This is a genomic window from Vibrio sp. 1874, assembly GCF_033344395.1.
Lineage (GTDB): Bacteria > Pseudomonadota > Gammaproteobacteria > Enterobacterales > Vibrionaceae > Vibrio > Vibrio alginolyticus.
Window position 1 is genome coordinate 1 of the sequence record NZ_JAWPOR010000003.1, and the last position, 25,648, is coordinate 25,648.

A 25,648-nucleotide genomic window follows, 5' to 3' on the forward strand; every position below is an offset into this window, starting at 1 on the left:
GGACGGATTCGAACCATCGAAGGCAGTGCCGGCAGATTTACAGTCTGCTCCCTTTGGCCACTCGGGAACCCCTCCAGAGGATTTTTATACTTAGTAAGATGTTTTCCCAACTCATCTCCCAAGTGCGGAGCGAATCATAGCAAACTCGCTCAGGCTGTAAAGCGTTTTTCTTACGTTTTTACGTTGAATGCTGTCTTTTTGGGCAAAGATGGTAGAAAGTCAGCGTTTTGTTTGTCCTTTGAACAGAAGAGAAGCGCGCTTTTTACTTGAATTTACACTACTTGACGTTAAACACCGTATCTACTGATAAACTGTAAGCAGTTTAATGACATAAGTTTATTCGTTTAGAAGTCAATATCATGAGCATGAAAGCCACGTTATCGTTATCTGTTTTAACGCTTTCTATATTACTGAGTTCTCCATCGGTTTGCGCTGCGATGCGAGGAGGCTCAGCGGTTACCGTTGTGACTGAACAAGTAGAAACGCACGAGATCAATCAATCCTTAACTCTTATCGGCAAATTAAAGGCAGCGGAGTCTGTGGTTGTCGCATCGGAAGTCGCCGGCAAAGTGAATCAAATCGCTGTTAAAGCGAATCAAAATGTCCAGCAAGACCAGCTATTAATTAAGTTAGATGACGATAAGGCTCAAGCCGCTTTGATTGAGGCAAAGGCGTACCTTAAAGATGAACAGCGTAAGTTAAAAGAGTTCCAACGTTTGGTTAAGCGGAATGCGATTACTCAAACTGAAATCGATGCACAAAAAGCCAGTGTTGAAATAGCACAAGCGAGGCTTGATGCTGCTCAAGCCAATTTAGCTGACCTCCATATTACTGCCCCATTTTCTGGCACTGTTGGTTTTATCGATTTTAGCCGCGGCAAAATGGTCAGTGCGGGTACTGAACTTTTGACGTTGGATGATCTTTCCGTCATGGAACTGGATTTACAAGTACCGGAGCGCTATTTATCGATGCTTTCTATTGGTATGGAAGTCATCGCTAAAACCAGTGCATGGGGTAGCCAGACCTTTACTGGTCAAGTCACAGGTATTGATACGCGGATCAGCGCCGAAACACTGAATCTTCGCGTGCGTATTGAGTTTGATAACCCAGAAAATCAATTGAAGCCGGGCATGTTGATGAACGCTTCACTAGCATTTCCTGCTATTAAGGCGCCAATCATTCCTGTTCAAGCACTTGAATACTCCGGAACTAAACGTTTTGTATATGTAATTGATGAAAATAACAAAGCTACTCGTCAAGAAGTGTCGCTAGGTGCTCGTGTTGGTAACGAGGTGGTGATCGAATCTGGTGTTGAGATTGGTGACAAGATTGTGGTTCAAGGCATTGTTAACATGCGTGATGGTGTCGAAGTGAAAGAAATTGTCGCGCCACTAAAAGCGAACACCACGGATGTGACACGCAATGACAGTGAATCGGATGAGGAAGAAAACTAATGTTACTGTCCGACGTTTCAGTTAAACGCCCTGTCGCGGCGTTGGTTCTGAGCATGCTGTTGTGTGTGTTTGGCTTTGTGTCATTCACCAAATTAGCCGTTCGTGAAATGCCTGATATAGAAAGCCCAGTCGTTTCTATCAGTACGCGTTATGAGGGTGCATCGGCGACTATTATTGAAAGCCAAATTACCTCTGTTTTGGAAGACCAGCTTTCTGGGATCAGTGGAGTTGATGAAATTAGCTCCACTACTCGTAACAGCATGTCGCGTATCACGATCACGTTTGAGTTAGGTTACGATCTCAACACAGGTGTGAGCGACGTGCGTGATGCCGTAGCTCGTGCTCAGCGCTCGCTACCTGATGAAGCGGATGACCCTATTGTTTATAAGAACAATGGCTCGGGAGAGGCGTCGCTCTACATCAATCTCAGTTCTGCAGAGATGGACCGTACTCAATTAACCGATTATGCCGAACGTGTATTGATGGACCGCTTTAGCCTGATCTCTGGGGTTAGCTCCATTGATCTCTCCGGTGGTTTGTACAAGGTCATGTACGTGAAGCTTAAGCCAGAACTAATGGCTGGACGTTCAGTTACAGCTTCGGACATTACATCAGCTTTACGAAGTGAGAACCTAGAAAGCCCAGGTGGTGAAGTTCGCAACGACTCAACAGTAATGTCCGTGCGTACGGCTCGTACTTATAACACGCCTGAAGATTTTCAATATCTTGTCATTAAACGCGCAAGCGACAATACACCTATCTATTTAAAAGATGTAGCAGATGTCTTCATTGGTGCAGAAAACGAAAACTCAACCTTCAAAAGTGATGGTGTAGTAAACATCAGTCTTGGTGTGGTACCGCAGTCAGACGCAAACCCGTTAGAAGTAGCGAAGCTGGTTAGGTCTGAAGTCGATAACATCCAGAAGTTCTTACCAGAAGGTACACGTCTTGCGATAGATTACGACGCGACAGTGTTTATCGAGCGTTCAATCGAAGAGGTGTACAGCACGCTATTTATCACGGGCGGCTTGGTGATTTTGGTATTGTACATTTTTATCGGCCAAGCTCGTGCAACCTTAATTCCTGCGGTTACGGTACCTGTTTCTCTGATTTCTTCGTTCATTGCCGCGTACTACTTTGGGTTTTCTATCAACTTGATCACCTTGATGGCGTTGATATTATCGATTGGTTTGGTGGTGGATGACGCAATTGTGGTTGTAGAGAATATCTTCCACCATATTGAACGCGGTGAATCGCCATTACTCGCCGCATATAAAGGCACAAGAGAGGTTGGTTTTGCTGTTATAGCAACAACATTAGTGCTGGTGATGGTGTTCTTACCGATCTCTTTTATGGATGGCATGGTAGGTCTACTATTTACAGAGTTTTCTGTATTGCTGGCTATGTCGGTCATATTCTCCTCTTTGATTGCCCTGACGCTGACTCCTGTATTAGGTAGTCAGATTTTGAAAGCGAATGTAAAACCAAATCGATTCAATGAAGCGGTTGATCGCTTGTTTAGCAAGCTTGAGAGTGGCTATCGCGCATTATTGAAAGGTGCATTGAAAGTACGTTGGGCTGCTCCTCTGGTGATTCTAGCTTGTTTGGGCGGTAGCTATTTCTTGATGAATCAGGTACCGGCCCAGCTGACCCCACAAGAAGATCGCGGTGTGATATTCGCGTTTGTGCGCGGTGCAGACGCTACGTCATACAATCGTATGTCAGCCAATATGGATATTGTCGAAGACCGATTGATGCCATTACTAGGGCAAGGTTATCTGAAGTCATTCAGCATCCAAACGCCAGCGTTTGGTGGCCAGGCAGGAGACCAGACAGGCTTTGTGATCATGATTCTAGAAGATTGGAACGAACGTGATATCACGGCTCAGCAAGCCCTTAACAAAGTACGGAAAGAATTGGCAGGTATCCCAGATGTTCGAGTGTTCCCATTTATGCCAGGTTTCCAAGGTGGTTCGAGTGAGCCAGTTCAGTTCGTATTAGGCGGCTCTGATTACGATGAGCTCGTTGTTTGGGCTGAAATGCTAAAGAACAAAGCAGAAGAATCACCAATGATGGAAGGAGCAGAGATAGATTACTCGGAAAAAACGCCTGAGTTATTGGTTACAGTTGACCGACAGCGTGCCGCAGAGCTAGGAGTCAGTGTTAAAGACATTTCTGACACCCTAGAAATCATGCTCGGTGGTAAAAGCGAAACGACTTATGTTGAACGTGGCGAAGAGTACGATGTGTATCTTCGCGGTGATGAAAATAGCTTTAATAATGCTGCAGATTTAAGTCAGATTTATCTGCGCACGAATAGCGGTCAGCTAGTGACGTTAGATGCGGTCACAAAAATTGAAGAAGTGGCGGCCTCTATTCGTCTTTCTCACTACAACAAACAGAAGTCCATCACTATTACTGCCAACCTGTCGGAAGGTTATACATTAGGAGATGCGCTGAATTACCTAGACCAGGAAGCCATCGACAACTTACCGGGTGACATTTCGGTGAGTTATTCGGGGGAGTCGAAAGACTTTAAAGAGAACCAAGCGAGTGTTGCTGTTGTGTTTGCATTGGCACTACTAGTGGCGTATCTCGTGTTGGCGGCTCAGTTTGAAAGCTTCGTAAACCCGTTAGTGGTCATGTTTACGGTGCCGATGGGTGTATTTGGTGGCTTCCTTGGTTTGGTTATTATGGGCCAAGGTATGAATATTTATAGCCAGATCGGCATGATCATGTTGATTGGTATGGTGACGAAAAACGGTATTTTGATCGTAGAATTTGCCAATCAGCTACGTGATCGTGGCGTTGGGTTTGAAAAAGCGATCATTGATGCAGCTGCGCGACGTCTACGTCCAATCTTGATGACTGCGTTTACCACACTTGCTGGCGCAATTCCGTTGATAGTATCGACAGGGGCGGGTTATGAGAGCCGTATTGCCGTGGGTACGGTAATCTTTTTCGGGATGGGGTTTGCGACATTGGTGACCTTGTTTGTTATCCCGGCAATGTACCGATTGATTTCGGCGAAAACACAAGCACCAGGTCATGTAGAAGCAGAGTTAAAAAAAGCAATTAGCCATGATACGAAGGGCCGTATAGCGCACCCTTAAATCAAACGTTAAAACATAAAAGCCGAGGTAATAACCTCGGCTTCTCTTTATCGGTTTAAAGTTAGCTCGGAAGCGTTCGATTAGAAGCGTTTCCCTAGGCTGATTTGTACACCTTCGTAGCTGTCGTAAAAATCTTCAAAACCCATATCCGCGACATTATAAATGTACTCTGCGCGTAACCAGATATCTGTACTCATATCCCAATGGACACCAGCACCGATGTTGAATAGTGCGCCTGAATCATCTGTGACTTTTTGTTCGTTTGGTACGTACATTTCGGCTTGAGTGCCAAGCGCTGTTACGCGACCGAATAGTGATAGTGGCGTATCGCCTAAGTCATCACTCGTTACAACAGCAGACATACCTGCTTGGTAATAGTGAAGATCTAAGTCAGTTTTTAGAGCATCGTTCTTAAGTTCATTTTGTGAATAGCGCAGAACCCCTTCAAACGCGAGGTATTGGTTTACATGGTAACCCCAGCCAACTGTGATATGTGGTGTTGACCACTCATTGTCTCTATCCGAGCCGAAATACGGTGTATCAAAACCAACGTTACCAGTACCCAGATAAAAATAAGATTGATGAGCTTGTTCTTGAGCAGCTAAAGTTGGCACGCTAATGGTCAAGGCAGACAATAATAGAATGGCGTTTTTCATAACTAGACGATAACCTTGGTAAAAGACCGTTGTAATGATTTGTTTAAATGTTAATTTAATCAATAGGATGGATGGTAATTATCATATCAGCTTTTATCAAAGGTAGTGATTTTAGAATGGGAATTGTTGCGCTAAAGCATACTTATTACTCATGACTACCGACTAACTAGATATGGTGACGAAAGCTAGCTAAAGAAGAGAGAAGGAAAGGAAAGTGGCTGAATTCAAATACAAAAACTTGACTCAAGAAGAACAAGATAAGTTAGACGCGGCGACATTTCGCCGTTTATTGGCGCATTTAGATGCCAACAAAGACGTACAAAACATCGACCTGATGATCCTTGCGGGCTTCTGTCGCAACTGCTTTAGCAAATGGTATAAATCTGAGGCTGAAAATCTCGGTTTGGATTTAGATATTGATGACGCTCGCGAACGTGTTTACGGCATGACTTACGATGAATGGAAACAAAATCATCAACCAGCGGCAACGCCAGAACAATTGGCTGCGTTTGAAGCGCGCCAGAAAAAGTAAAACCCAACGATAAAAACAGCCCGCATGAAGTTGGGCTGTTTTTTAAAGTCCAGTTTGCACGTTAAGCGTTAGTTGAGCCGCAACAAGCTGGCTCAACGCAACCTTTTGCTTGAATGACTTCGAGTTGAGCTAAGTAAGGTTGAATATCGCCGATGTTCTCTTTTACCCATGTTAAGTCATAATACGTATCTAGGTAACGCTCTCCAGAATCACATAGAAGCGTCACGATAGAACCCTTCTCACCGCGTTGTTTCATCTCACAAGCCAATTGCAGCACACCGTAAAGATTGGTGCCTGTTGATGCGCCGACTTTACGCCCAATCAGCTGAGATACCCAATGGGCGGTTGCCACACTGGCTGCGTCTGGAATTTTGCGCATTTCATCAATGACACCAGCAATAAAACTTGGTTCGACACGTGGTCGCCCGATACCTTCAATTTTGCTGCCAGTATCGCCTTTCAATGAGTGATTTCCTGACTGGAAAGCATCGTAAAACACTGAGTTTTCAGGGTCTACCACGCAAAGCTTAGTGTCGTATTTTTGGTAACGAATAAAACGGCCAATGGTTGCTGATGTGCCGCCTGTTCCAGGACTCATCACTACCCAGCTAGGAATCGGGTGATCTTCTAACTCCATTTGGCTAAAGATAGAGTTCGCGATGTTGTTGTTACCGCGCCAGTCAGTAGCACGTTCAGCATAAGTAAACTGGTCCATGTAGTGACCATTTAGCTCTTGAGCCAAGCGTCGAGACTCGTCATAAATCTGATCTGATCGTTCAACAAGGTGCGCTTTACCACCGTAAAATTCAATTTGTTCGATCTTTTTACGTGCAGTGGTTTTCGGCATAACAGCAATGAACGGTAAGCCAAGTAAACGCGCAAAATACGCTTCCGAAACGGCAGTGCTGCCTGAGGACGCCTCGATTACAGTGGTTTCAGGACCAATCCATCCATTACAAATAGCATAAAGAAACAATGAGCGCGCCAATCGATGCTTAAGAGAGCCTGTAGGGTGCGTACTCTCATCTTTTAGATAGATATCGATACCATCAAGAGAAGGTAGTTCGAGTTTAAATAAGTGAGTATCAGCAGAACGTTGGAAGTCTGCTTCAATTTTACGCACTGCATTGTTGATCCAATTGTGGTCAGTACACATGGCGTCTCTCCTTGGGAAATCGATAGATAAGTATTAGATAGGGATAATTTATCTATAATTTCCGAGAAAAACTTTGCTATTGTTACTCTTAATAAAGATACCTGTAGAAAAATTTTCTACATTTTATGGGTTTTATAGAAATGAGCTTAGATCGAATAGATAAGCAGCTGCTTGCTTTACTACAAACCGACAGCACCTTGTCATTAAATGACGTGGCTGAGCGAGTCAATCTTACTACAACACCATGCTGGAAGCGCTTGAAAAGGTTGGAAGAAGAGGGCTACATCGAAAAACGCGTGGCGTTGTTAAGTGCAGAAAAGCTCGAGCTATCTTTCATTGCATTTGTTCAGTTAAAAACGATTGATCATTCCGAAGGTTGGTATCACCATTTTGTTACAACTGTGAGTGACTTTCCTGAGGTAATGGAGTTTTATCGTATGGCTGGCGAGTATGACTACATGATGAAAGTACTAGTCAAAGATATGAAGTGTTTTGACGAATTCTATAAGCGGTTAGTTAATAGTGTAAAAGGGCTATCTAATGTGACTTCAACATTTGCTATGGAGTCCATTAAATACACAACAGAGTTACCAATCCTAAAATAACTCGCCCTATAAGAATTCTATCTAATGTTAATTCTACCTTTTAGTATTTTAAATGTTAAAAGGTAGTTTGATTATGCTTTTAAAACTATTTCCTGCCAGATTTTTACAAATATAAACGATATTTATTCTCTCTTCTATTTTTCATTAACTATTTGTTTTTACAGTCCATTAATCCTATACATCATAATGAAAGAAAAAATAACGCAATTTTTTCTCTTTCTTTTTCATGTTTTATTTTATTGAATATTAATTTTTACTAAATTAATGGAAGAGTTTGATTTAAACGTTTGCTTTTTGTGTTTTCATGTAATTTGGTCGCTATTTTTGATTATTTGTTTTTAGGATTAATACAGTAGCAATTACTTAAGTAATAAAGTACTCAAAAATGGGGATAGTGATTAATAAAACATCGTATTATTATCGCCCCATCTTGTATGTAACAAAGTATTACTAAAAATGAACAGAAATTACTATTTGCTTTTTCTCGCAGCTTTACTCGCTGGCTGTGGCGGTGGGGGAGACTCTAAGCCGAACAATACGAAGACACCAACTACGATAACAAAGCAGAACCGTCCGCAATTAAAAGTGGAAGACACGGTGTTGAAGTTTGCAGGAGTGGGAACGGTTACTGAAGCAAAACTGAGCAATGTACATGGGTCGGTATCTTACCAAGTCATTGATTCTAATCCGCCAAATGTCGTGAAAATTAATGACTCAGGAATACTACAAATTCTGCGCCCAGGAACGGCGACTATTCTTGCTACAGATAGTAGCTCTGCTTATGAATCTTCTGAAGCAAGATTTTCTGTCACTGTAGAGCGAGGCATCAATACTGAACTTTCAGTGAGTGATCTGAATTTCAATGCGATTGAGTCAGAAGGAAAAGCGTTGATCGTCCGTGGCCAAAAAGGCGAACTGAGTTATGAGGTAGAAAGTGGTCATAACTTGATTCGTGTTGATGAGAACGGTTCGGTATATTCATTAGGTTCAGTTGGTCAGGCATCGGTGCTGATTACTGATTCAGGTAACGACTTTTACTTGCCGAAACAAGTTCGCGCTACGGTTAAGCTGCATGCAGTAGCTCCGGGGCAATTACAGTTCGCTTTGCTTGAAGACGAGTATCGAGAAGGGTTGACGTTAGAACCAGTGCGTCTAGATAAAGCTCAAACGCAACGTATTTCTTACAAAATTATAAATAGCGTACCAGACAGCAAGGTGGCCGAGTTGCTAGACCCTGAAACGGGTTTACTTCTTGTTCATAATGTTGGTCGATTAACGGTTGAAGCGACTGCAACTTACAGCGACGCGTTTCTGGATAAACAGCAAACAGCGCAATTTTTTGTGGATGTAAAACAAGGCAAGCGTCAAGAAATCAGGGCAGCGGATATCGTCACAACTTATGAGGAAGGTGGACGAATTTTCCCTAAGGTGACGAACGCCTACGGTGACTATGAGCTGAGAATCATTCGTGGTGAAGACGTTGTCGCTAAAACTGAAAATGGTGAAGCATTACTGATCAAAGGTGTTGGTGCTGCTGAAGTGGAAATTTACGAGCATGACATGCGTAATTATCCTGCAAGCAAAACTCGCTTTGATCTTGAAGTTAATCGCGCGCCTCATCCCGTTATAAAAGACATTGAAATGCCGCTTACCTATCAACCAAATCTTTCAATCCCTCTGGCGTTTAAAGGGCAAAAAGGTAACGTAAATCTAGTTAGCAGCTTACCTAATGGCTTACGAATGACTGACGGCAAGTTGGAGGTAGTGACTGCGGGTGAGTACGACCTTAAGTTTGAAGACGATGGTGGGGAGTTCTACCAACCTATTCAATTTAATGTCGTCATTAAAGTTGCAAAGGCTGAAGGCCAACCCATGGCAACGCACGATTATGACGTTGTATACAGCAACAAATACAGTTTTGATCTTCACCGTGATTTTGGTTTGAGTGCTGACGAGCAAATTGAGATTGTAGATAACTCCGCACCAGATGTTGTCGGTGGTTTTAGTGAAGGACGTCTCCATGTGTATAAAGCGGGTAAAGCGACGCTAACTGTGCGCAGAAAAGAGAGCGCGAATTATACTGTTGGTCCTGATCAAAAAGTCTACGTGACAATTTTGAGTGCGCCGAGCCGAATTGAAGTTCAATCCGATGTGGAAGAGATTTGGAAGGTTGGCCAAACATTTGTTGCGCCGAAAATCTCTGGTACGGTTGGGGAAGTTACGTACCGATTTGCAGACAACGCAGCAACAGATGTAGCTTCCTTAAACAGCCAAACGGGTGCCATGCAAATTCTTAACGCGGGTAGCACAAAAATTATTGTTTCGGATGCGGGGGACGACAAAGTGGATCCGGGTGAAAGTAGTTTCTCGGTCACTATTAAACAAGGCACAAACCCTGTATCGGTTACTTACCCAACGGTAGAATTCTCCGCTGGTAGTGTTATCTCACCAGTGATGAGTGGTGGGACTGCGAAGGCAAGTTACCGTCTTATTAACCAAAAAGATCCTGTGGTCGAGCTAGTTTCCCCTGATACGGGGCGTTTGAAGATTTTGCACGCAGGCGAGTACCAAGTAGAGGTTACTCTTACTGGACGCAACTACAAAGCTAAAACAATCGTCGTAAATGGCACTATTAACAAAGCGAATCACCCTGGTTTAAGTGCTTCTACAATGAAGGTGGAATTTGAACCATTTAAAAAGGTTAAGCTAGACTTTGGTACACCAATAGGAAACCGCAGCTATCAAATATCCAGCTCAACAATTAAAGGAGTCGCTTCATTAGATGTTGATAAGGAAGAGCTGACGTTACTTGACCTCCCACCAGTAAAAAGACGTTGGATTTCTCTCGACGTTTCGGAAGGAGAATCTCGAGATTACAAAGCGCTGGAAAGTAAGAAAGTCCAGCTGTATCTAAGCTTTGCAGATGAAGGTGTTGCGGATCAATATACATTGCTTGAAACTGAACAAACAGTATTGTTTAGCACGCTAAATGCACGTGAGTTTTCTAACTTAGAAGAAAGTGAGTTTGGTTTGATGAACGTTCGTTCAGTGCGTGAGCCAACGGACGAAGAATTGAAATTATACGGCAAAGGTAAGATTGCACTACTTGCATTCAAGCCGGTGGGTAACGATGACCAAACTCTAATAAAAGGAGCGTGGGTACACTTAGCTCGATTTGATGGATGTACATCAGAGCTGTTCGAAGATGATCTCAAGCCTTTTGAAGCAATTGACTATGATGACCCAGGGTACTGCACCAACGGCAGCACGATTCGTATGACTCGGTTCTTAATAATTGATGACTCGAAGATGGAAAAGGTAGAGTATGAGTTAGTAGCACCTGTGATTACTTACCGTCGTGGGGTTCGTGAATTTTTAGCAACGAATAAAGGTGGATTCTATGCCGACCCAAATGTCATTTACGGGAAAAGCGAATATGGTTACCCGAAATCACTTTACGAATGGTCGGTTATTAACATGAAGTATCAACCAAATTAATCATCGTTTGATACCCCTTAAAAAAGGAGTGCGGAACAGCACTCCTTTTTTCGTCTGGCGAACACGAGCTATTTCGTGTAGCGCATCACCCCTTCTTGCACGGCGGTCGCCACTAAGTGACCTTGCTGGTTGTATATTTCGCCACGGACCAACCCACGAGTATTGCTCGCCGTTGGGCTCTCTATCGCATATAGAAGCCATTCATCCATCTTAAACGGACGATGGAACCAGATAGAGTGGTCAATGGTGGCCACTTGAAAGTTAGGCGTCATTAATGAGACTTCATGTGGATGCATTGCTGTCACAAGGAATCCCCAATCGGATGCGTAGGCCAGAAGGTACTGGTGAATTAGCTGATTCTCTGGCATTTCACCATTAGCACGAATCCAAAGGTACTGTTTGGGTTCTGCTTTTTTGGGCTTCAAAGGGTTGATAACCGTAACGGGGCGAGTTTCGATTGGCTTTTCCCCGCAAAATGTTTTGCGTAAGCGTTTGGGTAGAAATTCTGCAATATGGCTTGCGAGCTCACTCTCTGAGGCAAAGTTTTCTGGACCAGGGATATCTGGCATTTCTTTTTGATGATCAAACCCAGGTTGATCGCCATGGTAGGATGCGGTTAGGTAAAAAATAGGGCGTCCATTTTGAATTGCCTTTACGCGTCTAGTGCTAAAGCTACGGCCATCTCTCAGATTTTCTACGTCATAAATAATAGGTTTTTCTGGATCGCCAGGGTACAAAAAATAGCTATGGAAGGAGTGTACCGTGCGTGTTTCTTCAACGGTGTAGCGCGCAGCAGAAAGTGCTTGCCCAATTACTTGACCGCCATAAACTTGAGGCAAACCTAGGTTTTCACTTTGGCCACGAAACAAGCCTTCTTCTAATTTTTCGAGTTGTAGTAGGCTGAGCAATTCTCGTAGTGGTTTACTCATTGTGTCTCCTCACCGTTGTCTTTCATTCCAAGTTACCTCAACAGCCTCACTCTTGTGAAGTGGCATAGTTAAGAACTATTGAGTAACTTAGAAATAGTATTGTTCCAATTATGAAACAAAATCAATTGTTTGATAAATTCTAACTCAGTCAAACTATTGTCAAATAAAGTGACAGGAAGCAGACAGTTTTATATTCCACACCTATAATTGCTTCGGTTTAATGCTCTTTTCGAGGAATATATGAAAAAAACACTACTACTTGTTACTTCTCTACTCTTTGGGGCTGCGTTAGTGGGTTGCCAAACTTCTCAAAATACAGAAATGGAATCTACAGAGGCGTCAATGAAGACGATTACAGGTACAGTGGCTTATCGCGAGCGGATTGCCTTGCCACCAAACGCAGTGGTTACTATTGCGTTAGAAGATGTGTCCTTGGCGGATGCGCCAGCAAAAGTGTTGGCGAAACAGACATTTGAAACGAAAGGTAAGCAAGTTCCTCTTTCTTTTGAGTTGAGTTACGACAGCAATGAAATCAAACCAAACCATCGTTACAGCGTTCGTGCTCGCATTGAGGTAGATGGAAAGCTGCGTTTTATCAGCGACACACATAACGGTGTTATTACTGATGAAGCACAAACTCACCAATTAGATATTCGTCTAGTTGGAACACGTTAATACGACGTACTAAGAACAAAAAATGGCAGCTTAAGGCTGCCATTTGTATTTTTTAAGTGAAGTTTTGCCAACTTCCGAGACTTCAATCCCTTCTGCTTCTAATTTCTTTTTTTGTCGCTCTAAGTCTCTGCCTTTTAAAGATATTTTTCCTTGGCTATTTACCACTCTAAACCAGGGGAGTTTACTGCCTTCTGGTAAGTTGCCCAGTGCTTTACCAACATGTCTCGCATAGCCCGGATAACCGGCCATTTTTGCAATTTCCCCATAGGTGGATACTTTTCCTTTTGGAATTTGGTGAATTACAGCAAAGATTTGCGCTAAAAATTGGTCCATACTCAAAAGTGTCTATTTTGGATTACTAAGGAATGGTAAACCATTGGACTTGTATATTGCTAACGGTTCTTAACCCTTGTGTTATCAGCGACTCACTTTGAAGAATTACATTTTCTGTTCTGTAGTGTCGTTGGTTGATGAACGTTAAACAGCATGAAGCAAACGCAAGCTAAGCTTGAATCTAGACCCTCTCAACGACTTTCAATCCCAGTTTTTGCCGTTGAGTTACCAAGTAGGTGGGGAAGCCAGGAGGCGCTATGATTTTATCGACACTTCAATTTTTCGTTACGACTTTACTCGCTGTTGTCTGCGTTCGGGCGATGAGTTTGAGCGAGGGTGACATTCCCGTTCTTGCACTTATGATCCCCGCGCTGTGGGTTCTGCCACAAGGTGGGTTCGCTGGCTTAGTATTACTGGGCGCGATGATGGCTTTTGGTGCGACACTCTCAATGCAGCCAATTGCTTTGTCGGTTGGTGTTTTGATCCTTTTCCCACTTTTAATGGTGGTATTTTCTCGTAGAAGCTCTTTAGGTGTGTTGCTCACCGCTGGTCTTATTGTACTTACACTGCAAGTTGGTCTTATGGTCACACAGCAAGGCGGTAAGCTGGATGGTTCTGCTTGGGTTACAGTGGTTCAAACCATTGCGGTTATGGCGATGTGGTGGTCGGCTGCGCATTGGACGCCATCCAATAAACACAGCTGGTGGCCGTTGTTTTTGTTGCTCCCATTGTGGATTGCAGGCCTACCGTACGCCGTTCTTATGGCGTTAAGTTTGACGGGAATGTTAGCGTCAATGGAAGCACTTGCGAAGCTTCAACATACCATTCGTTGGAGCAAATTATTATGTTGGACATTGCCGACTGTGGGTTTTGCCGCTTTAGTCGTCAGCCCGACCACGGATGTGCCAAACCCTGTTTTCGTGGTTTGGATCTGTTTGTTAGGGACGGCTTGGATGACTGACTATATTTTACGTAGTAGCGATGAACAGGCTGAATTATGAGTTTTTAGTCAGGTAAAAAGTGACATGTGCGGCAGAGTATCGAATTGGTTGTGGAACAAAATGGAGATTAGTATATGTTCTTCATTTCATATTTACTACACTTCCAATAATAATAACCACAATATAAGTGGTTGATTTAAGATAAGTTTGTCATGACAACTTTTGCTCGAACACTGTTGCTTTTTGCATGTTGCCTCTTGAGTTTGAATGTAAAAGCCGAAGCCCCTTTAATTGCTCATTATAAAGTCGCGACTGAAGCGGATGATGTCGTCACTCGTGTTCTTTTCAATGCTGCTTCAGAGGAGTTTGGCTTTACCGTTCAATACGTGAACTACTCCAGCTTTGATGCCATTCTAAATTCAGTAGCGAATGGGGAAGCGGACTTTGCTGCGAATATCACTTACACACAAGAACGTGCTCAACGTTTTAGTTATTCCCGCCCAACAAATATCGAATATACCTACCTCTTTGGCTTAAAAGATTCGACGTTGAGTGATATTTCGCGTGTTGGCGTCCCCAAAGATACAGTTTATGCCCAATTACTTAAACAACACTACCCTGAGCTAGAACAGATCTCTTATCAAGGTCACGAACAAGCAGTAACACTGCTACGTTCAGGTGCTGTGGACGGCGTTGTCGATGCCATTAACCAGCTCAAGCCGATGCTGATGGAGGGGTTTGACGCCAAGATGCTCAATGATCAGATTTCGATAAAGCCCGTATCCATCATCAGTAAAAAAGATCATCATCTTGAAGCGTTGGACACGTTCGCTACGTTTATTCACGGGGAAGCGGTGCAAAAGCAGCTTCGCGAAGAAATTTCCCAGTATCAATTTGAATTAAGGCGAGCAGCGTTGCGTGATTCTATTCGTTTATTGCCCCTTGATTTTAATGAACCAATACGGATTAAGCTCGAATCTATCTTTCCATATGTTGTATACAACGCAGATGGTAGTGTCGAAGGGATGACGGCTGATGTAGTCCTGAGAAGCTGTGAGATCTTGGCTTTAAACTGCTTGATCATTAGTGAGCCTGGTGAAAGCTGGGGTTCTATGTACCATGAGTTTATCCAAGGTAATTTCGAAATTTTGGCGCCGTTAACGGTCAGCCGTGAGCGGCGCGCATTTAGCTACTTTCCAAAGCCCCATTACGCGCCAGCATCGGTGATGGTCAAGCGTTTAGGTTACAAACCGAGCACATACTCTCATGTTTCACAGTTGATATCTGAGCGGATTGGCGTAGTTAAGGATGACTTTTTCGATCAAATGATGACGCAACTGTTACCGCTAAAAGAACTCAAACGTTATCGTACCCAACAAGAGCTCATTCAGGGGCTACTAAATGAAGAAGTCGATTACATTCCGATGGATACGGCGATGCTCAATCATTTTTTACGTCTCAGTGAATTGGTTCCGATAGAGCAGGATACCGCTATTGGAGAGTTTTATGAGTCACAACTCTCTGTTGGATTGGTCGCGAATGAAAAAGGAGCCATGCTTGCGCCTTTCTTCAGTCGAGCGATAGCGATGTTAGAAGTTGATAAGATCATTGCTCAGTACGATGTACGCCCAGATTGGCGTACCGCACTTGAATATGAGATTCGATTAGCGACGCAAACACAAGCTGTGTTTATCTTTGTATTATTGTTTGCTATTTGTGTTTCGCTTTATCTTTACCGTCAATCGAACACTGACAACTTAACAGGGTTAAGGAATCGTCGTGCGTTGCAAGTAAAGTATCGAAAAGGAGTAAACAAAGATCTATCCATACTTTACTTAGACATTAATCATTTCAAACGAATCAATGACACTTATGGTCATCGCGCTGGGGACGAAGTTTTACAACTACTGGCGCTAAAAATTCATTATGTCTGGTCGGGAAGATGTTATCGAATTGGAGGGGATGAGTTCATATTGCTGGGTTATCCAACGCAAGCCGAGTTAACTAGAGCAATGAGAGAGCTCAGTAGAATCGACGTGAAAGGCAAATTATGTAGTGATTTGGAGTCTATAAGTATCTCTATTGGTTTCTCTGCAAAAAGGGAACGGCACATGAGCTTAGAGCAAGCGATGCATTTGGCTGATGAAGACATGTACATGAGTAAGCAGTCCTCACGGCACGACTCCTCTTATCGTGACTGCACGGTTTCATCATAAAGGAATGAATTGATCGAGTTTTGTTCAAACGGTAATGAAATGATGAAATTCAAGGTTTTTGCTCTTGCATTATGAGAGCTGATACTGAATAATCGCCCCATCGATTGAGGCAAGACCTCTCGAAAAGAACTATGGGGCTCTGGTCCTCTCGCAACAATAGCTCGTGAACTCGGTCAGGTCCGGAAGGAAGCAGCCGCAGCGTGTGACTTGTGTGCCGGGATGTGGCTGGGGTCCCACCCTTTGAAAGCCCTGCGTTATCGCAGGGCTTTTTTCGTTTTTGAGCCTTCTTTTATTTTGGCTACGCTTGGTGTTCAACGTCTTCTGATGATCAAGCTTCTTGAGGTTATTTAGGTATAATTTATAATCTCATCCGCTCGATACCGAACTTTCGTGAAGATTGTTTAGGGTACACTCGCCGAATAACCATTTTCACCTGGGATACTTTAATGATTTCAAAAAACCAATTAAAACTGCTTCGTGCTTTAGGTCAAAAGAAACAGCGTAAAGCGCATGGCTTATTCCTAGTTCAGGGTGAAAAGAACGTACTAGAGCTAGCAAGTAGTTCATTGAAGGTGAAGCAGGTTTTTGCAACAGCGGCATTTCTCGAACAAAATGCTGGTACGCTAAATCGTTTTGATTGTGTTGAAGCATCGCTTGATGAATTGACCAAAGCGAGCACGCTTGTGAGCAATAATGCGGCCATTGCTGTGGTTGAAATTCCGAGTGTAAAAGAGCCTCAAGCGAAAGGCTTGATGATTGCGCTAGATGGTGTATCCGACCCTGGTAATCTAGGTACGATTATTCGTGTTGCAGACTGGTATGGCATCAAGCACATTATTGCGAGTACAGATTGTGCTGATCCTTATAATCCTAAAACGATCAGTGCGACCATGGGCAGCTTTGGCCGCGTACAAGTGAGTTTGGTGGATTTGCCAAGTTACTTGGAACACGCCAAATTGCCAGTATATGGCGCGTTTTTGGAAGGAGAGAGCGTTCATAAAACGGATTTCGCTGCTGAAGGTATTTTGTTGATGGGCAGCGAATCTCATGGTGTGCGCGAAGCCGCAGCAAAATTCGTGACAGATAAGATCACGATTCCGGCGTTTGGCGGTGCCGAATCACTGAATGTCGCGATGGCGACTGGCATTATTTTAGACAACATGCGCCGCCAACATAGCTAATGCAACAATTACTTAATAACAAAGCCAGTCTATTTGACTGGCTTTGTTGTATTTATTGCCTAGAAAAATCAGCCTGGCTGAATCTTGCGTCTAACGAAATACAGTGAATGTTGTTCGGTGAGTTAATTTTGTTTTAGTTCAATAGGCTGTGCCTATAAATAAAATTACTCCTTTCCATTTAGTAAAATCAGGAAATTAGGCGACACTTATCTAAAGGCCGCAATAAAATGCCCTTAAGGAGATAAGAATGCATTCATTAAAAGTAAAAGATTACATGACGTTGCAAGCGGTGACTTTCACGAAAGATATGTCACTTTCGGCAGCTTTAAACAAAGTAATGCAAAGTGTCACACTAGGTGGCCCTGTCATTGATGAAAATGAAAAAGTGGTTGGGTTTTTATCGGAGCAAGACTTATTAGATAAGTTGGTGAAAGCAAGTTATCACTGCCAAGATACACATACGGTACAAGAGTGTATGCATGATGATGTCTTATCTGTTTCTCCAGAAATGTCAGTAATTGAACTGGCTGACATGATGAAAGTTGGAAAGCCGAAAATGTATCCAGTGGTGGATGGCAAAGGTAAGTTGGTTGGTGTTATCACAAGAAGAGACGTGCTGCGTGCCATAGGAATGACATTAAATGAGTGTTTTAAGCATCCCGTTTAACCTCTCTGTTTAAACTTTACGGAATATTGCTTTTAAACTGGTTTGGAAAGACGCTTCGGCGTCTTTTTTATTTTCTATCGCCGAACTGTACAAATTTATCTTGACCTTGGAGCTTACTCTAAGGTTTATCCTTAGCAATAGGTAAACCACCGATACCAATAAGGAAAAAATTATGTGTACAAAACATCAAGGTTGCCAATCTAGCAAAATCAAAACTGCGGTGCCGCTTGGTGCAAGCGAGTCATGCTGTGCGCCAGTAAAATCTTCGCTCAATATCTCTCAGGCCAGTGTTGATGTTTCTGAAAGCTCTTGCTGTAGTGGAGGAGGCTGCAGCGTTGACACAGGCGAGGAAGACGATCCCACAAGGGAGAGTAATTCCTCCGTTCGGAACGCTTGGCTTGTGTCAGGTATGGATTGCCCATCTTGTGCGCAAAAGCTTGAGAAAGCCATTACGTCTTTACAAGGCGTCAGCCAAGCCAAGGTTTTGTTTGCAACAGAAAAACTGGTCGTCGATTTTGATGGTCTAGAGCTGATAGCTACGATAGAGCAGACAGCCCAAAAAACGGGTTTCCCGCTCTCTTCACTTGATGCTCCAAAACCAAGCACTACAAAGAAAGGCTGGCTTGGCGTCATAAGAGACAACATCCAAATTCTCTCGATTGCTGGTGCAATGGCTACTGCGGCAGTCATTTCTAAGATCGACCCTCAAATAAGCGCTTGGTTATTCACTTTGACGTGTTTACTTGGTTTATACCCAATCGCGCTCAAAGCATTTAAGTTGGCGCGTAGCGGTACGCCTTTTGCGATTGAAACGTTAATGAGTGTAGCGGCGCTCGGCGCTTTATATTTAGGTGAAACCGCCGAAGCCGCAATGGTGTTATTGCTTTTCCTTATTGGTGAAAAGTTAGAAGCATATGCATCATCTCGCGCGCGAAGCGGTGTCCAGGCGTTAATGGACTTAGTCCCAGAAAATTCAATTTTAATTATTGATGGAGAGCGTAAAGAAGTACCAGCTGCTCAGCTTAAACCAGGGGATATCATAGAAGTCGCCCCCGGAGGTCGTTTGCCTGCCGACGGTGTTTTGCAAGATGCGCTTGCGAGTTTTGACGAAAGTGCGTTAACGGGAGAATCTGTTCCCGTTGAACATCAAACCGGTGGCAAAGTGATGGCCGGGGCTGTGGTTGTCGATAAAGTGGTTCGTTTACAGGTGACTTCCCGTCAGGGCGAGAATGCGATAGATCGAATTCTTCATTTGATTGAAGAAGCAGAATCCCGTAAGGCACCATTAGAACGCTTTCTTGATAAATTTAGCCGTTGGTATACGCCACTAATGATGTTGGTGTCTCTGATGGTTATCGTTACGCCGCCATTACTATTTGCCCAACCGTGGGAAACGTGGATCTATCGAGGACTCGCCCTGCTGTTGATTGCTTGTCCATGTGCATTAGTCATTTCAACGCCTGCGGCGATCACTTCTGGCTTGGCGGCAGCGGCTAAGCGGGGCGCATTGATCAAAGGTGGAGCGGCGCTTGAGTTGCTTGGCAAGGTTGAGTCTGTCGCATTTGATAAAACTGGGACACTGACGCAAGGTAAACCAGAAGTGACCGACGTCTTTGCTTTTGATATGGATGAAGACAAGTTACTTAGCCTAACTGCGTCAATCGAGGTTGGTTCAAGTCATCCTCTAGCGGTTTCTTTAGTTACCAAAGTGCAAGAGCAGGGGCTTACTATTCCTGAAGCGTTGGATAAAACCGCGCAAGTAGGCTCTGGTGTCACTGGTTACGTCGATGGAAAAATGGTCCAAGTGGTCACGCCTTCAAAGGCAGACTTTCCACTTTCTCAAGAAGCCAAAGAGCAAGTGGTTACGTTGGAACAACAAGGTAAAACGGTTGTCATTGTTCGTTACGATGACGAGGTCATTGGCGTGATCGCATGGCAAGATACATTGCGCTCAGATGCCCAGCAAGCCATCGCAATGTTGAAGGAACTTGGGGTCACGTCGGTGATGCTAACGGGTGACAACCCGAGAAGTGCAGAAGCAATGGCAAATAGAATAGGCTTGGATTATAAAGCGAGTTTGTTACCTGCAGACAAGGTGCATTACGTCGAGAAACTATCACAACAACATACCGTTGCGATGGTGGGAGACGGTATCAATGATGCTCCAGCCATGAAAGCTTCGAGCATTGGTATTGCGATGGGAGGCGGTACGGATGTTGCGCTCGAGACTGCTGATGCGGCGTTAACACACAACCGGTTGATTGAGCTACCTGCCATGATAGAACTGTCTCGTGCGACGCTAAGTAACATTCGTCAGAATGTCGCGTTAGCGCTAGGTTTGAAAGGTGTATTCTTAATGACAAGTTTACTTGGGGTTACTGGGTTGTGGGTTGCAGTATTAGCTGACAGTGGTGCAACAGCACTGGTGACATTGAATGCGTTGAGATTACTTCGTTTTGAGTCCAAACAGATCAAATAACTGACCTAACCAATGATCCCACTCATTAATAGCCCGAGGCATTCGTGTATCGGGCTTTTTTTAACCGTATTCACCTGATGCGATCAGACGTTTTTCTCGTCCTTGAAATCACGCATTGCTATGCAACAAAATGATTTAACGCCCCTTAAAGTGTGATCAATACCAGTTTTGTTTGAAATTTCATTTTCATTACATTTTGTCATTGTGATTGTGATCACTCTATGTTGGTGAAAGGTTCGCTACAGTGCATCTGTACCCAATAACTGATTAATGAGCTTATTGTTCATAAAATAAGCCACAATAAGGAGCGACTTATGTCTCAAGCTGTATTCCATTTAGGTGTTACTGAAGCTGATCTTAATGGTGCGACTCTAGCGATCATTCCTGGTGACCCAGCGCGTGTTCAAAAAATCGCAGAACAAATGGAAAATCCAGTATTTCTAGCAAGCCATCGTGAATACACGCTATACCGTGCAGAGCTAGACGGTAAACCTGTTGTGGTTTGTTCTACAGGTATTGGTGGTCCTTCTACCTCTATCGCAGTTGAGGAATTGGCACAGCTTGGTGTTCGTACTTTCCTACGTGTTGGTACAACGGGTGCAATTCAACCGCATGTAAACGTGGGTGACATGATCGTAACGACGGGGTCAGTTCGTCTTGACGGTGCGAGCCTACACTTTGCTCCTATGGAATTCCCAGCAGTTGCTGACTTTGAAGTAGCAACCGCAATGAAAGCAGCGGTAGAAGAGTCTGGCGCTACAGTTCACATGGGTGTGACTGCATCAAGCGACACGTTCTACCCTGGTCAAGAACGTTACGATACGTTCTCTGGTCGTGTTGTTAAGCGTTTCCAAGGCTCTATGCAAGAATGGCAAGACATGGGCGTACTTAACTTCGAGATGGAGTCTGCAACACTGCTAACAATGTGTGCGAGCTCTGGTTTAAAAGCGGGTTGTGTGGCAGGTGTTATCATCAACCGTACACAAAAAGAGATTCCAGATCATTCAACTCTGAAAGAAACGGAAGCGCGTTCAATTAAAGTGGTTGTAGAAGCAGCGCGTAAAATGCTTTAAGCCCCTATAGTTGGCATTTAAACAAACAGAAAAAACCAGAGGCTAACCTCTGGTTTTTTTCTAGTTATAGAAATGCGTACAGCTAAAATTTAGGTATAAAAAAAGCAGCATTAATGCTGCTTTTTATCGTTGTGAATTTTAGCTTTTCTTAATGGCACTATATCTCGTCTGAACCGCCCGCGTCTTTAAACCAAGCAGTTAAGTGCGTTCTTAAATCTTTAAGCTCATCAGGGCCAATCAGGGCTAGCCCTAAGTCTTCAGCACGAGTAATGTCATTGTGACGAAGAGGACGGAAGCTCACCAACATTGCGCGCGCTTGTAAGCCACCTAATAGATCGCGAAGCGATTCTAACTTATATAAAGTATCGTCGCCGTCATCTCTCATGCCTTTGGTTTTGCACTCGATGATGTGCAGCTTGTTGTTTACAACTGTTGCGACATCTAACTCATTGCGTACTTCACTTTCACCAAGTTTACGATAAACCTGAACATTTAACGATCGATCTTGGATCGTCGGCATGGTGTCTTGGATTTGCTTCACGGTGCTGTGAACCAAAGTTTCTAACCACTCACCGTTTGAAAAGCGTCGAGCATCTTCATCTGCAAACGTTAAAACGCCATTCTCATAGGTGGCGATTTCTGCTTCTACTAAATCTGAAAGCAACATGTTGAGCTCACGGTAGCCCTGCTGTTTTTCGGAGAGCTCGACATCAAGCTTTTGTTCTTTGCGGCATGTGGTTGCAAGGTAGTTAAGTGTTGCTAGACCTGGCCCAAGCTCAAGCGCATTTGAGGCCCATCGTTCACCAAGTTCATACAATTTTTTATCAAGAAGAGGTGGTAAATCAACGTGGTGAAACTCGCCGCGTGCACCAAAGATAGTGAGGTAATCTGCAATCGTAATGTGATCTTCGACTTGGGTATCTTCTTTGCCATCAGGGTATAACCAACAAAGCTTATCGCTACTAGGCTCAACCACAAAAATTGGCCAGCGATAGGTACGGAAAACTTCGTACACCGACAACAAGCGATGACGAAGACCACAGCTCGCGTTCAATTTTACATCTTCGCCGCGTTCATGAAGGTCTTTTGCCAGTTTTTGAATTGCTTGTTTGATCAGAGATGTATTAACAGCGGATGGAATTTCAAAAAATTCAGAAGTAATTTCTCGTTGAGCTAAAACGGCACTCAGTCGGTCAAATATATCTAACTGGCTCTTGTCTCCGATGAAGACGATATGTGTGCTTAGCGTACGATTATCTAATAGAGGAGTGACCAATCTCACTGGGTCTTGGTCGATAATACCAACATGAACAGCCATAGATTTTCCTTTTTATGAGGCCGCTCGAAAAGAGTTGTGCAAGGGGATGAGCTGGCCTTATTAATCATATGTAGACATGGCCGACAAAAAACAAGGGCGACTTAACAAAAAGTCGCCCTTATACAGTTGATTGCACTAATTAATGCTCTTAATTATAAAGTATTTATAACTTAAAGCGGTGGACCAATTCATTTTGCTGATGAGCCAAGTGGGTCAGTGATTCACTGGTTTGTGCGATACTCGACATGGCTTGGAAACTTTCATCGGCGATGCTGTTGATATCTTCGATGCTGCGAGCAATGTCTGTTGATGTTTCACTTTGCTCTGCTGCTGCTTGTGAAATGTGCGTACTCATTTGGCTGATCTCAATGATTAGCGCCTGGATCTCTTCCATTGAGCTGTTCGCTTTTGACGCTTGCTCAACCGACATCTCCATATCGCTCATACAGCTTTGTATGACTTGGTTTGCCGATTGTGAGCTAGATTGCAGATTACTGATCATGGATTCAATTTCAGTGGTTGATTGAGTCGTTCTTGATGCGAGTACTCGTACTTCATCTGCCACTACCGCGAAGCCGCGACCTTGTTCACCAGCGCGAGCCGCTTCAATTGCCGCGTTCAATGCCAGTAGGTTGGTTTGCTCCGCAATGTTGCGGATCACATCAAGGATAGACCCAATTTGACCACTCATCTTTTGTAGCTCAGAAACTGCGGAGACCGATTCGTTCAAACGTGTTTCTAGTTGATTAATGGTTGAGATGTTACTGCTCATAACATTTCTGCCTTCTTCAGAGGCAGATTCGACGCGTTGCACCATTTCTAGCGAGCCTTGCGCACTTTGCGCGACTTCCTGCACTGAATGAGACATTTCTGTCATCGCGGTAGCGACGTTTGCCGTTTGTTCGCGTTGAGAGCTCAATTTAATTTGTGCTTGCGAAGAGGTGCGTTCGTTGGTTGTCGCGGTTGACGATAGGTTTTCTGACGCTTCGTTGAGTTTCACCAAGATCTCGTGAAGGTTGTCGGCGAGTGAGTTAATGTGTCCACTCACACGGCTGAATTCGTTGTTATAGCGAATATCGATACGCTGTGTCATATCACCTTCAGTCAGGCCTTCTAACACTTTTAGAATACGAGTCAACGGCTCGCGAACGCTTTGTGCGATGTGGTAGCCAATCGCTGTCGCGAGTAAAACGACAATAACGCCAATGATGATGGCTTTCGTTACACCGGCCGAATATATGTCACCTGCATCTGCCAATGATTCATTGAGCTTATCTGTTGCGGTTGTCGTAAATTGCTCAAGAATCGCCATGGTTGAATCCACTTTATTTGCTAGGTTGGCGATATTGTTATACAAAGCGGCGCGAGCATTGAGGTAATTATTATGTTGGTCTAGCACACCGCCACGCATACCGACGTCACGAGTAAATTGCTCTACAGATTCGCCAAATGCTTTTTCTAGCTCAGGAAGCTGAGTCACCAACCCGCGGAATGCGTAATTCAAGTGCGTTACTGCTTTGCGGTTTTTAGCTACGGCTTGCGTAACAAACTCAGGGTTGGAACTGGCGAGGGCATCAGAGGTAATTACTTCGGCATCTTTTAACTTGATAAAGTAGCTCTTTGCCATGACTTTGACAGAAATGCTGGTTTGATCTGCCACATATTCTTTAAGACCAACCGAAAGTTCGGTATTCAGTTTTTGGAAGCGGCGTGAGGATTTTTGCACTTCTTCTTGAGCCGCGAACATTGCTTCGTAGTTGTCCATGGCCTCTAGAGCTTCTGTAAAATAGCTCTGCTCTAACGTTTTTAACTCTGAAAACGGTTCGGCAAGAGAAGGGTAGATTTGGCTTGCGGTTTTCAGTTGAGCCAATGTGGATTCGAAGCGCTGTTGAGATCTAGCAAATTCCTGACGCATTTCATCCATGCGTTGTTTATTCTCTGTTGTCAGGAAGTCTTTAAATGATTTGTCGGCAGAAAGCAGCTCAACACTGGTTTGATTAGATAACGATACCAACGGTAGGGATGATTTAGAAACCGTGCCAAATTTTCCGTGAATAGCACTCATTCCTCCCATCATAATGGCAATTGTGACGGCAAATAGGATGATGATCAGTGCAAAGCCGGCATACATCCTTTTAATAACTGAACCTCGCATAAGTGAGCTTCCTCTCCCAAAAATAGACAAGCTACCCAAGCATTTTTGAGTTTACTTGGGTATAAAAATAATAATTGTCTTAAAAAAGTAACAAAATTCATTGGATTGTATTCAGTTTGTGACGCGCATTTTATGACGCACACGACAAAAAAAGCTTCGTTAATTAGCATTTGATTAATAATGTTAAGTGAACACTGTTTTTATTGAGCTCCGCTTTTGGTTGGCGCATACTAATTGGGGTCTAATTACGTTTATAAAATGGAGTCCTCATGGCGGAAGAAACGATCTTTAGTAAAATTATTCGCAAGGAAATCCCTGCCGATATCCTTTATCAAGATGATTTGGTGACTGCGTTTCGCGACATTAACCCTCGCACACCAAGCCATATTCTCATTATTCCGAATAAACTGATCCCAACAACGAATGATGTAGAAGCTGAAGATGAAGCAATGATGGGGCGTTTGTTCACTGTTGCTAGAAAGTTAGCGAAAGAAGAAGGTATTGCTGAAGACGGCTATCGCCTGATCGTTAATTGTAATCCACATGGTGGCCAAGAGGTTTACCATATTCACATGCACCTACTAGGCGGCCGCCCTCTAGGTCCAATGGTATTGAGCTAAGCTTTTAAAAGTGGGTGGTGATTCACCCACTTCTTTTTCCTGTCGAA

Annotated in this window: 19 protein-coding genes, 1 tRNA gene and 1 other RNA gene; 14 read left to right on the forward strand and 7 right to left on the reverse strand. The window is 43.7% G+C overall.

What is annotated here, in order from left to right; all coding sequences use genetic code 11:
* A tRNA-Tyr gene (locus tag R8N46_RS07450) sits at positions 1-67 on the reverse strand.
* Between the two features lie 292 nt (positions 68-359).
* Here R8N46_RS07450 and R8N46_RS07455 point away from each other — a divergent pair.
* Both R8N46_RS07455 and vmeF read left to right on the forward strand, forming a co-directional pair.
* Positions 360-1,454 carry an efflux RND transporter periplasmic adaptor subunit gene (locus tag R8N46_RS07455; RefSeq protein ID WP_005378593.1) on the forward strand — a complete coding sequence of 365 codons (1,095 nt, stop codon included), beginning with the start codon at positions 360-362 and terminating at the stop codon, positions 1,452-1,454.
* Complete coding sequence (vmeF, locus tag R8N46_RS07460) at positions 1,454-4,567, forward strand: multidrug efflux RND transporter permease subunit VmeF (RefSeq protein ID WP_064353731.1); 3,114 nt, start codon at positions 1,454-1,456, stop codon at positions 4,565-4,567. The genes R8N46_RS07455 and vmeF overlap by 1 nt, the downstream gene beginning before the upstream one ends.
* Before the next feature lie 80 nt (positions 4,568-4,647).
* Here the strand turns inward: vmeF and R8N46_RS07465 are convergent, their stop codons facing one another.
* Entirely contained in the window at positions 4,648-5,223 is a 576-nt protein-coding gene (locus R8N46_RS07465) for a porin family protein (RefSeq protein ID WP_033905033.1), read from the reverse strand.
* Between the two features lie 214 nt (positions 5,224-5,437).
* Between R8N46_RS07465 and R8N46_RS07470 the strand changes: the two genes are divergently transcribed.
* The gene (locus R8N46_RS07470) at positions 5,438-5,755 is read left to right on the forward strand and encodes a DUF1244 domain-containing protein (protein ID WP_005378586.1); all 318 of its coding nucleotides are present in this window, start codon (positions 5,438-5,440) and stop codon (positions 5,753-5,755) included.
* 61 nt (positions 5,756-5,816) lie between these two features.
* Here R8N46_RS07470 and R8N46_RS07475 read toward each other — a convergent pair whose 3' ends face one another.
* Positions 5,817-6,911: a PLP-dependent cysteine synthase family protein gene (locus tag R8N46_RS07475; RefSeq protein ID WP_005389952.1), complete on the reverse strand. Its 1,095-nt coding sequence runs from the start codon at positions 6,909-6,911 to the stop codon at positions 5,817-5,819.
* A gap of 140 nt (positions 6,912-7,051) precedes the next feature.
* Here R8N46_RS07475 and R8N46_RS07480 point away from each other — a divergent pair, with 140 nt between their 5' ends.
* Together R8N46_RS07480 and R8N46_RS07485 are read left to right on the forward strand one after the other, a co-directional pair.
* Positions 7,052-7,516, forward strand: a complete 465-nt coding sequence (locus R8N46_RS07480) for an Lrp/AsnC family transcriptional regulator (RefSeq protein WP_025998626.1) — start codon at positions 7,052-7,054, stop codon at positions 7,514-7,516.
* Positions 7,517-7,972: 456 nt separating this feature from the next.
* Positions 7,973-11,014 (forward strand): cadherin repeat domain-containing protein, encoded by a 3,042-nt coding sequence (locus R8N46_RS07485; RefSeq protein WP_213972287.1) that lies wholly within the window; start codon positions 7,973-7,975, stop codon positions 11,012-11,014.
* Between the two features lie 68 nt (positions 11,015-11,082).
* On the opposite strand, the gene tesB is transcribed toward R8N46_RS07485, so the two are convergent.
* Positions 11,083-11,943 carry an acyl-CoA thioesterase II gene (gene tesB / locus R8N46_RS07490; RefSeq protein ID WP_005378575.1) on the reverse strand — a complete coding sequence of 287 codons (861 nt, stop codon included), beginning with the start codon at positions 11,941-11,943 and terminating at the stop codon, positions 11,083-11,085.
* A 240-nt stretch (positions 11,944-12,183) separates the two neighbouring features.
* On the opposite strand from tesB, the gene R8N46_RS07495 reads away from it, so the two are divergent.
* Entirely contained in the window at positions 12,184-12,618 is a 435-nt protein-coding gene (locus R8N46_RS07495; protein ID WP_054577989.1) for a YbaY family lipoprotein, read from the forward strand.
* Positions 12,619-12,648: 30 nt separating this feature from the next.
* Here the strand turns inward: R8N46_RS07495 and R8N46_RS07500 are convergent, their stop codons facing one another.
* Positions 12,649-12,951, reverse strand: a complete 303-nt coding sequence (locus R8N46_RS07500) for a DNA base-flipping protein (RefSeq protein ID WP_005378570.1) — start codon at positions 12,949-12,951, stop codon at positions 12,649-12,651.
* 257 nt (positions 12,952-13,208) lie between these two features.
* Between R8N46_RS07500 and R8N46_RS07505 the strand changes: the two genes are divergently transcribed.
* The 7 genes from R8N46_RS07505 to udp all read left to right on the forward strand — a co-directional run bounded on the left by R8N46_RS07505 (position 13,209) and on the right by udp (position 21,508).
* Complete coding sequence (locus R8N46_RS07505; protein ID WP_005389942.1) at positions 13,209-13,952, forward strand: hypothetical protein; 744 nt, start codon at positions 13,209-13,211, stop codon at positions 13,950-13,952.
* A gap of 152 nt (positions 13,953-14,104) precedes the next feature.
* A complete protein-coding gene (locus tag R8N46_RS07510) occupies positions 14,105-16,108 on the forward strand; it encodes a GGDEF domain-containing protein (RefSeq protein WP_115385837.1) in 2,004 nt (667 codons plus the stop codon).
* Between the two features lie 137 nt (positions 16,109-16,245).
* Positions 16,246-16,342, forward strand: an RNA gene (ffs, locus tag R8N46_RS07515) — signal recognition particle sRNA small type.
* A 212-nt stretch (positions 16,343-16,554) separates the two neighbouring features.
* Positions 16,555-17,289, forward strand: a complete 735-nt coding sequence (locus R8N46_RS07520; protein WP_005378485.1) for an RNA methyltransferase — start codon at positions 16,555-16,557, stop codon at positions 17,287-17,289.
* A 247-nt stretch (positions 17,290-17,536) separates the two neighbouring features.
* The gene (locus tag R8N46_RS07525) at positions 17,537-17,956 is read left to right on the forward strand and encodes a CBS domain-containing protein (RefSeq protein WP_005378483.1); all 420 of its coding nucleotides are present in this window, start codon (positions 17,537-17,539) and stop codon (positions 17,954-17,956) included.
* Positions 17,957-18,128: 172 nt separating this feature from the next.
* Positions 18,129-20,435, forward strand: a complete 2,307-nt coding sequence (locus R8N46_RS07530) for a zinc/cadmium/mercury/lead-transporting ATPase (protein WP_115385838.1) — start codon at positions 18,129-18,131, stop codon at positions 20,433-20,435.
* A gap of 314 nt (positions 20,436-20,749) precedes the next feature.
* Complete coding sequence (gene udp / locus R8N46_RS07535; protein ID WP_005378479.1) at positions 20,750-21,508, forward strand: uridine phosphorylase; 759 nt, start codon at positions 20,750-20,752, stop codon at positions 21,506-21,508.
* A gap of 157 nt (positions 21,509-21,665) precedes the next feature.
* Here the strand turns inward: udp and R8N46_RS07540 are convergent, their stop codons facing one another.
* Both R8N46_RS07540 and R8N46_RS07545 read right to left on the reverse strand, forming a co-directional pair.
* Positions 21,666-22,826: a DUF1887 family protein gene (locus R8N46_RS07540; RefSeq protein WP_064353735.1), complete on the reverse strand. Its 1,161-nt coding sequence runs from the start codon at positions 22,824-22,826 to the stop codon at positions 21,666-21,668.
* Between the two features lie 163 nt (positions 22,827-22,989).
* Entirely contained in the window at positions 22,990-24,981 is a 1,992-nt protein-coding gene (locus tag R8N46_RS07545; protein ID WP_115385839.1) for a methyl-accepting chemotaxis protein, read from the reverse strand.
* A 269-nt stretch (positions 24,982-25,250) separates the two neighbouring features.
* Here R8N46_RS07545 and hinT point away from each other — a divergent pair, with 269 nt between their 5' ends.
* The gene (gene hinT / locus R8N46_RS07550) at positions 25,251-25,601 is read left to right on the forward strand and encodes a purine nucleoside phosphoramidase (protein ID WP_005378473.1); all 351 of its coding nucleotides are present in this window, start codon (positions 25,251-25,253) and stop codon (positions 25,599-25,601) included.
* Positions 25,602-25,648: the final 47 nt, after the last annotated feature.

Bases quoted from the DNA above. Each gene is read 5' to 3' on its own strand.
- R8N46_RS07455 (WP_005378593.1), top strand. From the start codon at position 360: ATGAGCATGAAAGCCACGTTATCGTTATCTGTTTTAACGCTTTCTATA.
- vmeF (WP_064353731.1), top strand. From the start codon at position 1,454: ATGTTACTGTCCGACGTTTCAGTTAAACGCCCTGTCGCGGCGTTGGTT.
- R8N46_RS07465 (WP_033905033.1), bottom strand. From the start codon at position 5,223: ATGAAAAACGCCATTCTATTATTGTCTGCCTTGACCATTAGCGTGCCA.
- R8N46_RS07475 (WP_005389952.1), bottom strand. From the start codon at position 6,911: ATGTGTACTGACCACAATTGGATCAACAATGCAGTGCGTAAAATTGAA.
- R8N46_RS07480 (WP_025998626.1), top strand. From the start codon at position 7,052: ATGAGCTTAGATCGAATAGATAAGCAGCTGCTTGCTTTACTACAAACC.
- R8N46_RS07485 (WP_213972287.1), top strand. From the start codon at position 7,973: ATGAACAGAAATTACTATTTGCTTTTTCTCGCAGCTTTACTCGCTGGC.
- tesB (WP_005378575.1), bottom strand. From the start codon at position 11,943: ATGAGTAAACCACTACGAGAATTGCTCAGCCTACTACAACTCGAAAAA.
- R8N46_RS07495 (WP_054577989.1), top strand. From the start codon at position 12,184: ATGAAAAAAACACTACTACTTGTTACTTCTCTACTCTTTGGGGCTGCG.
- R8N46_RS07500 (WP_005378570.1), bottom strand. From the start codon at position 12,951: ATGGACCAATTTTTAGCGCAAATCTTTGCTGTAATTCACCAAATTCCA.
- R8N46_RS07505 (WP_005389942.1), top strand. From the start codon at position 13,209: ATGATTTTATCGACACTTCAATTTTTCGTTACGACTTTACTCGCTGTT.
- R8N46_RS07510 (WP_115385837.1), top strand. From the start codon at position 14,105: ATGACAACTTTTGCTCGAACACTGTTGCTTTTTGCATGTTGCCTCTTG.
- R8N46_RS07520 (WP_005378485.1), top strand. From the start codon at position 16,555: ATGATTTCAAAAAACCAATTAAAACTGCTTCGTGCTTTAGGTCAAAAG.
- R8N46_RS07525 (WP_005378483.1), top strand. From the start codon at position 17,537: ATGCATTCATTAAAAGTAAAAGATTACATGACGTTGCAAGCGGTGACT.
- R8N46_RS07530 (WP_115385838.1), top strand. From the start codon at position 18,129: ATGTGTACAAAACATCAAGGTTGCCAATCTAGCAAAATCAAAACTGCG.
- udp (WP_005378479.1), top strand. From the start codon at position 20,750: ATGTCTCAAGCTGTATTCCATTTAGGTGTTACTGAAGCTGATCTTAAT.
- R8N46_RS07540 (WP_064353735.1), bottom strand. From the start codon at position 22,826: ATGGCTGTTCATGTTGGTATTATCGACCAAGACCCAGTGAGATTGGTC.
- R8N46_RS07545 (WP_115385839.1), bottom strand. From the start codon at position 24,981: ATGCGAGGTTCAGTTATTAAAAGGATGTATGCCGGCTTTGCACTGATC.
- hinT (WP_005378473.1), top strand. From the start codon at position 25,251: ATGGCGGAAGAAACGATCTTTAGTAAAATTATTCGCAAGGAAATCCCT.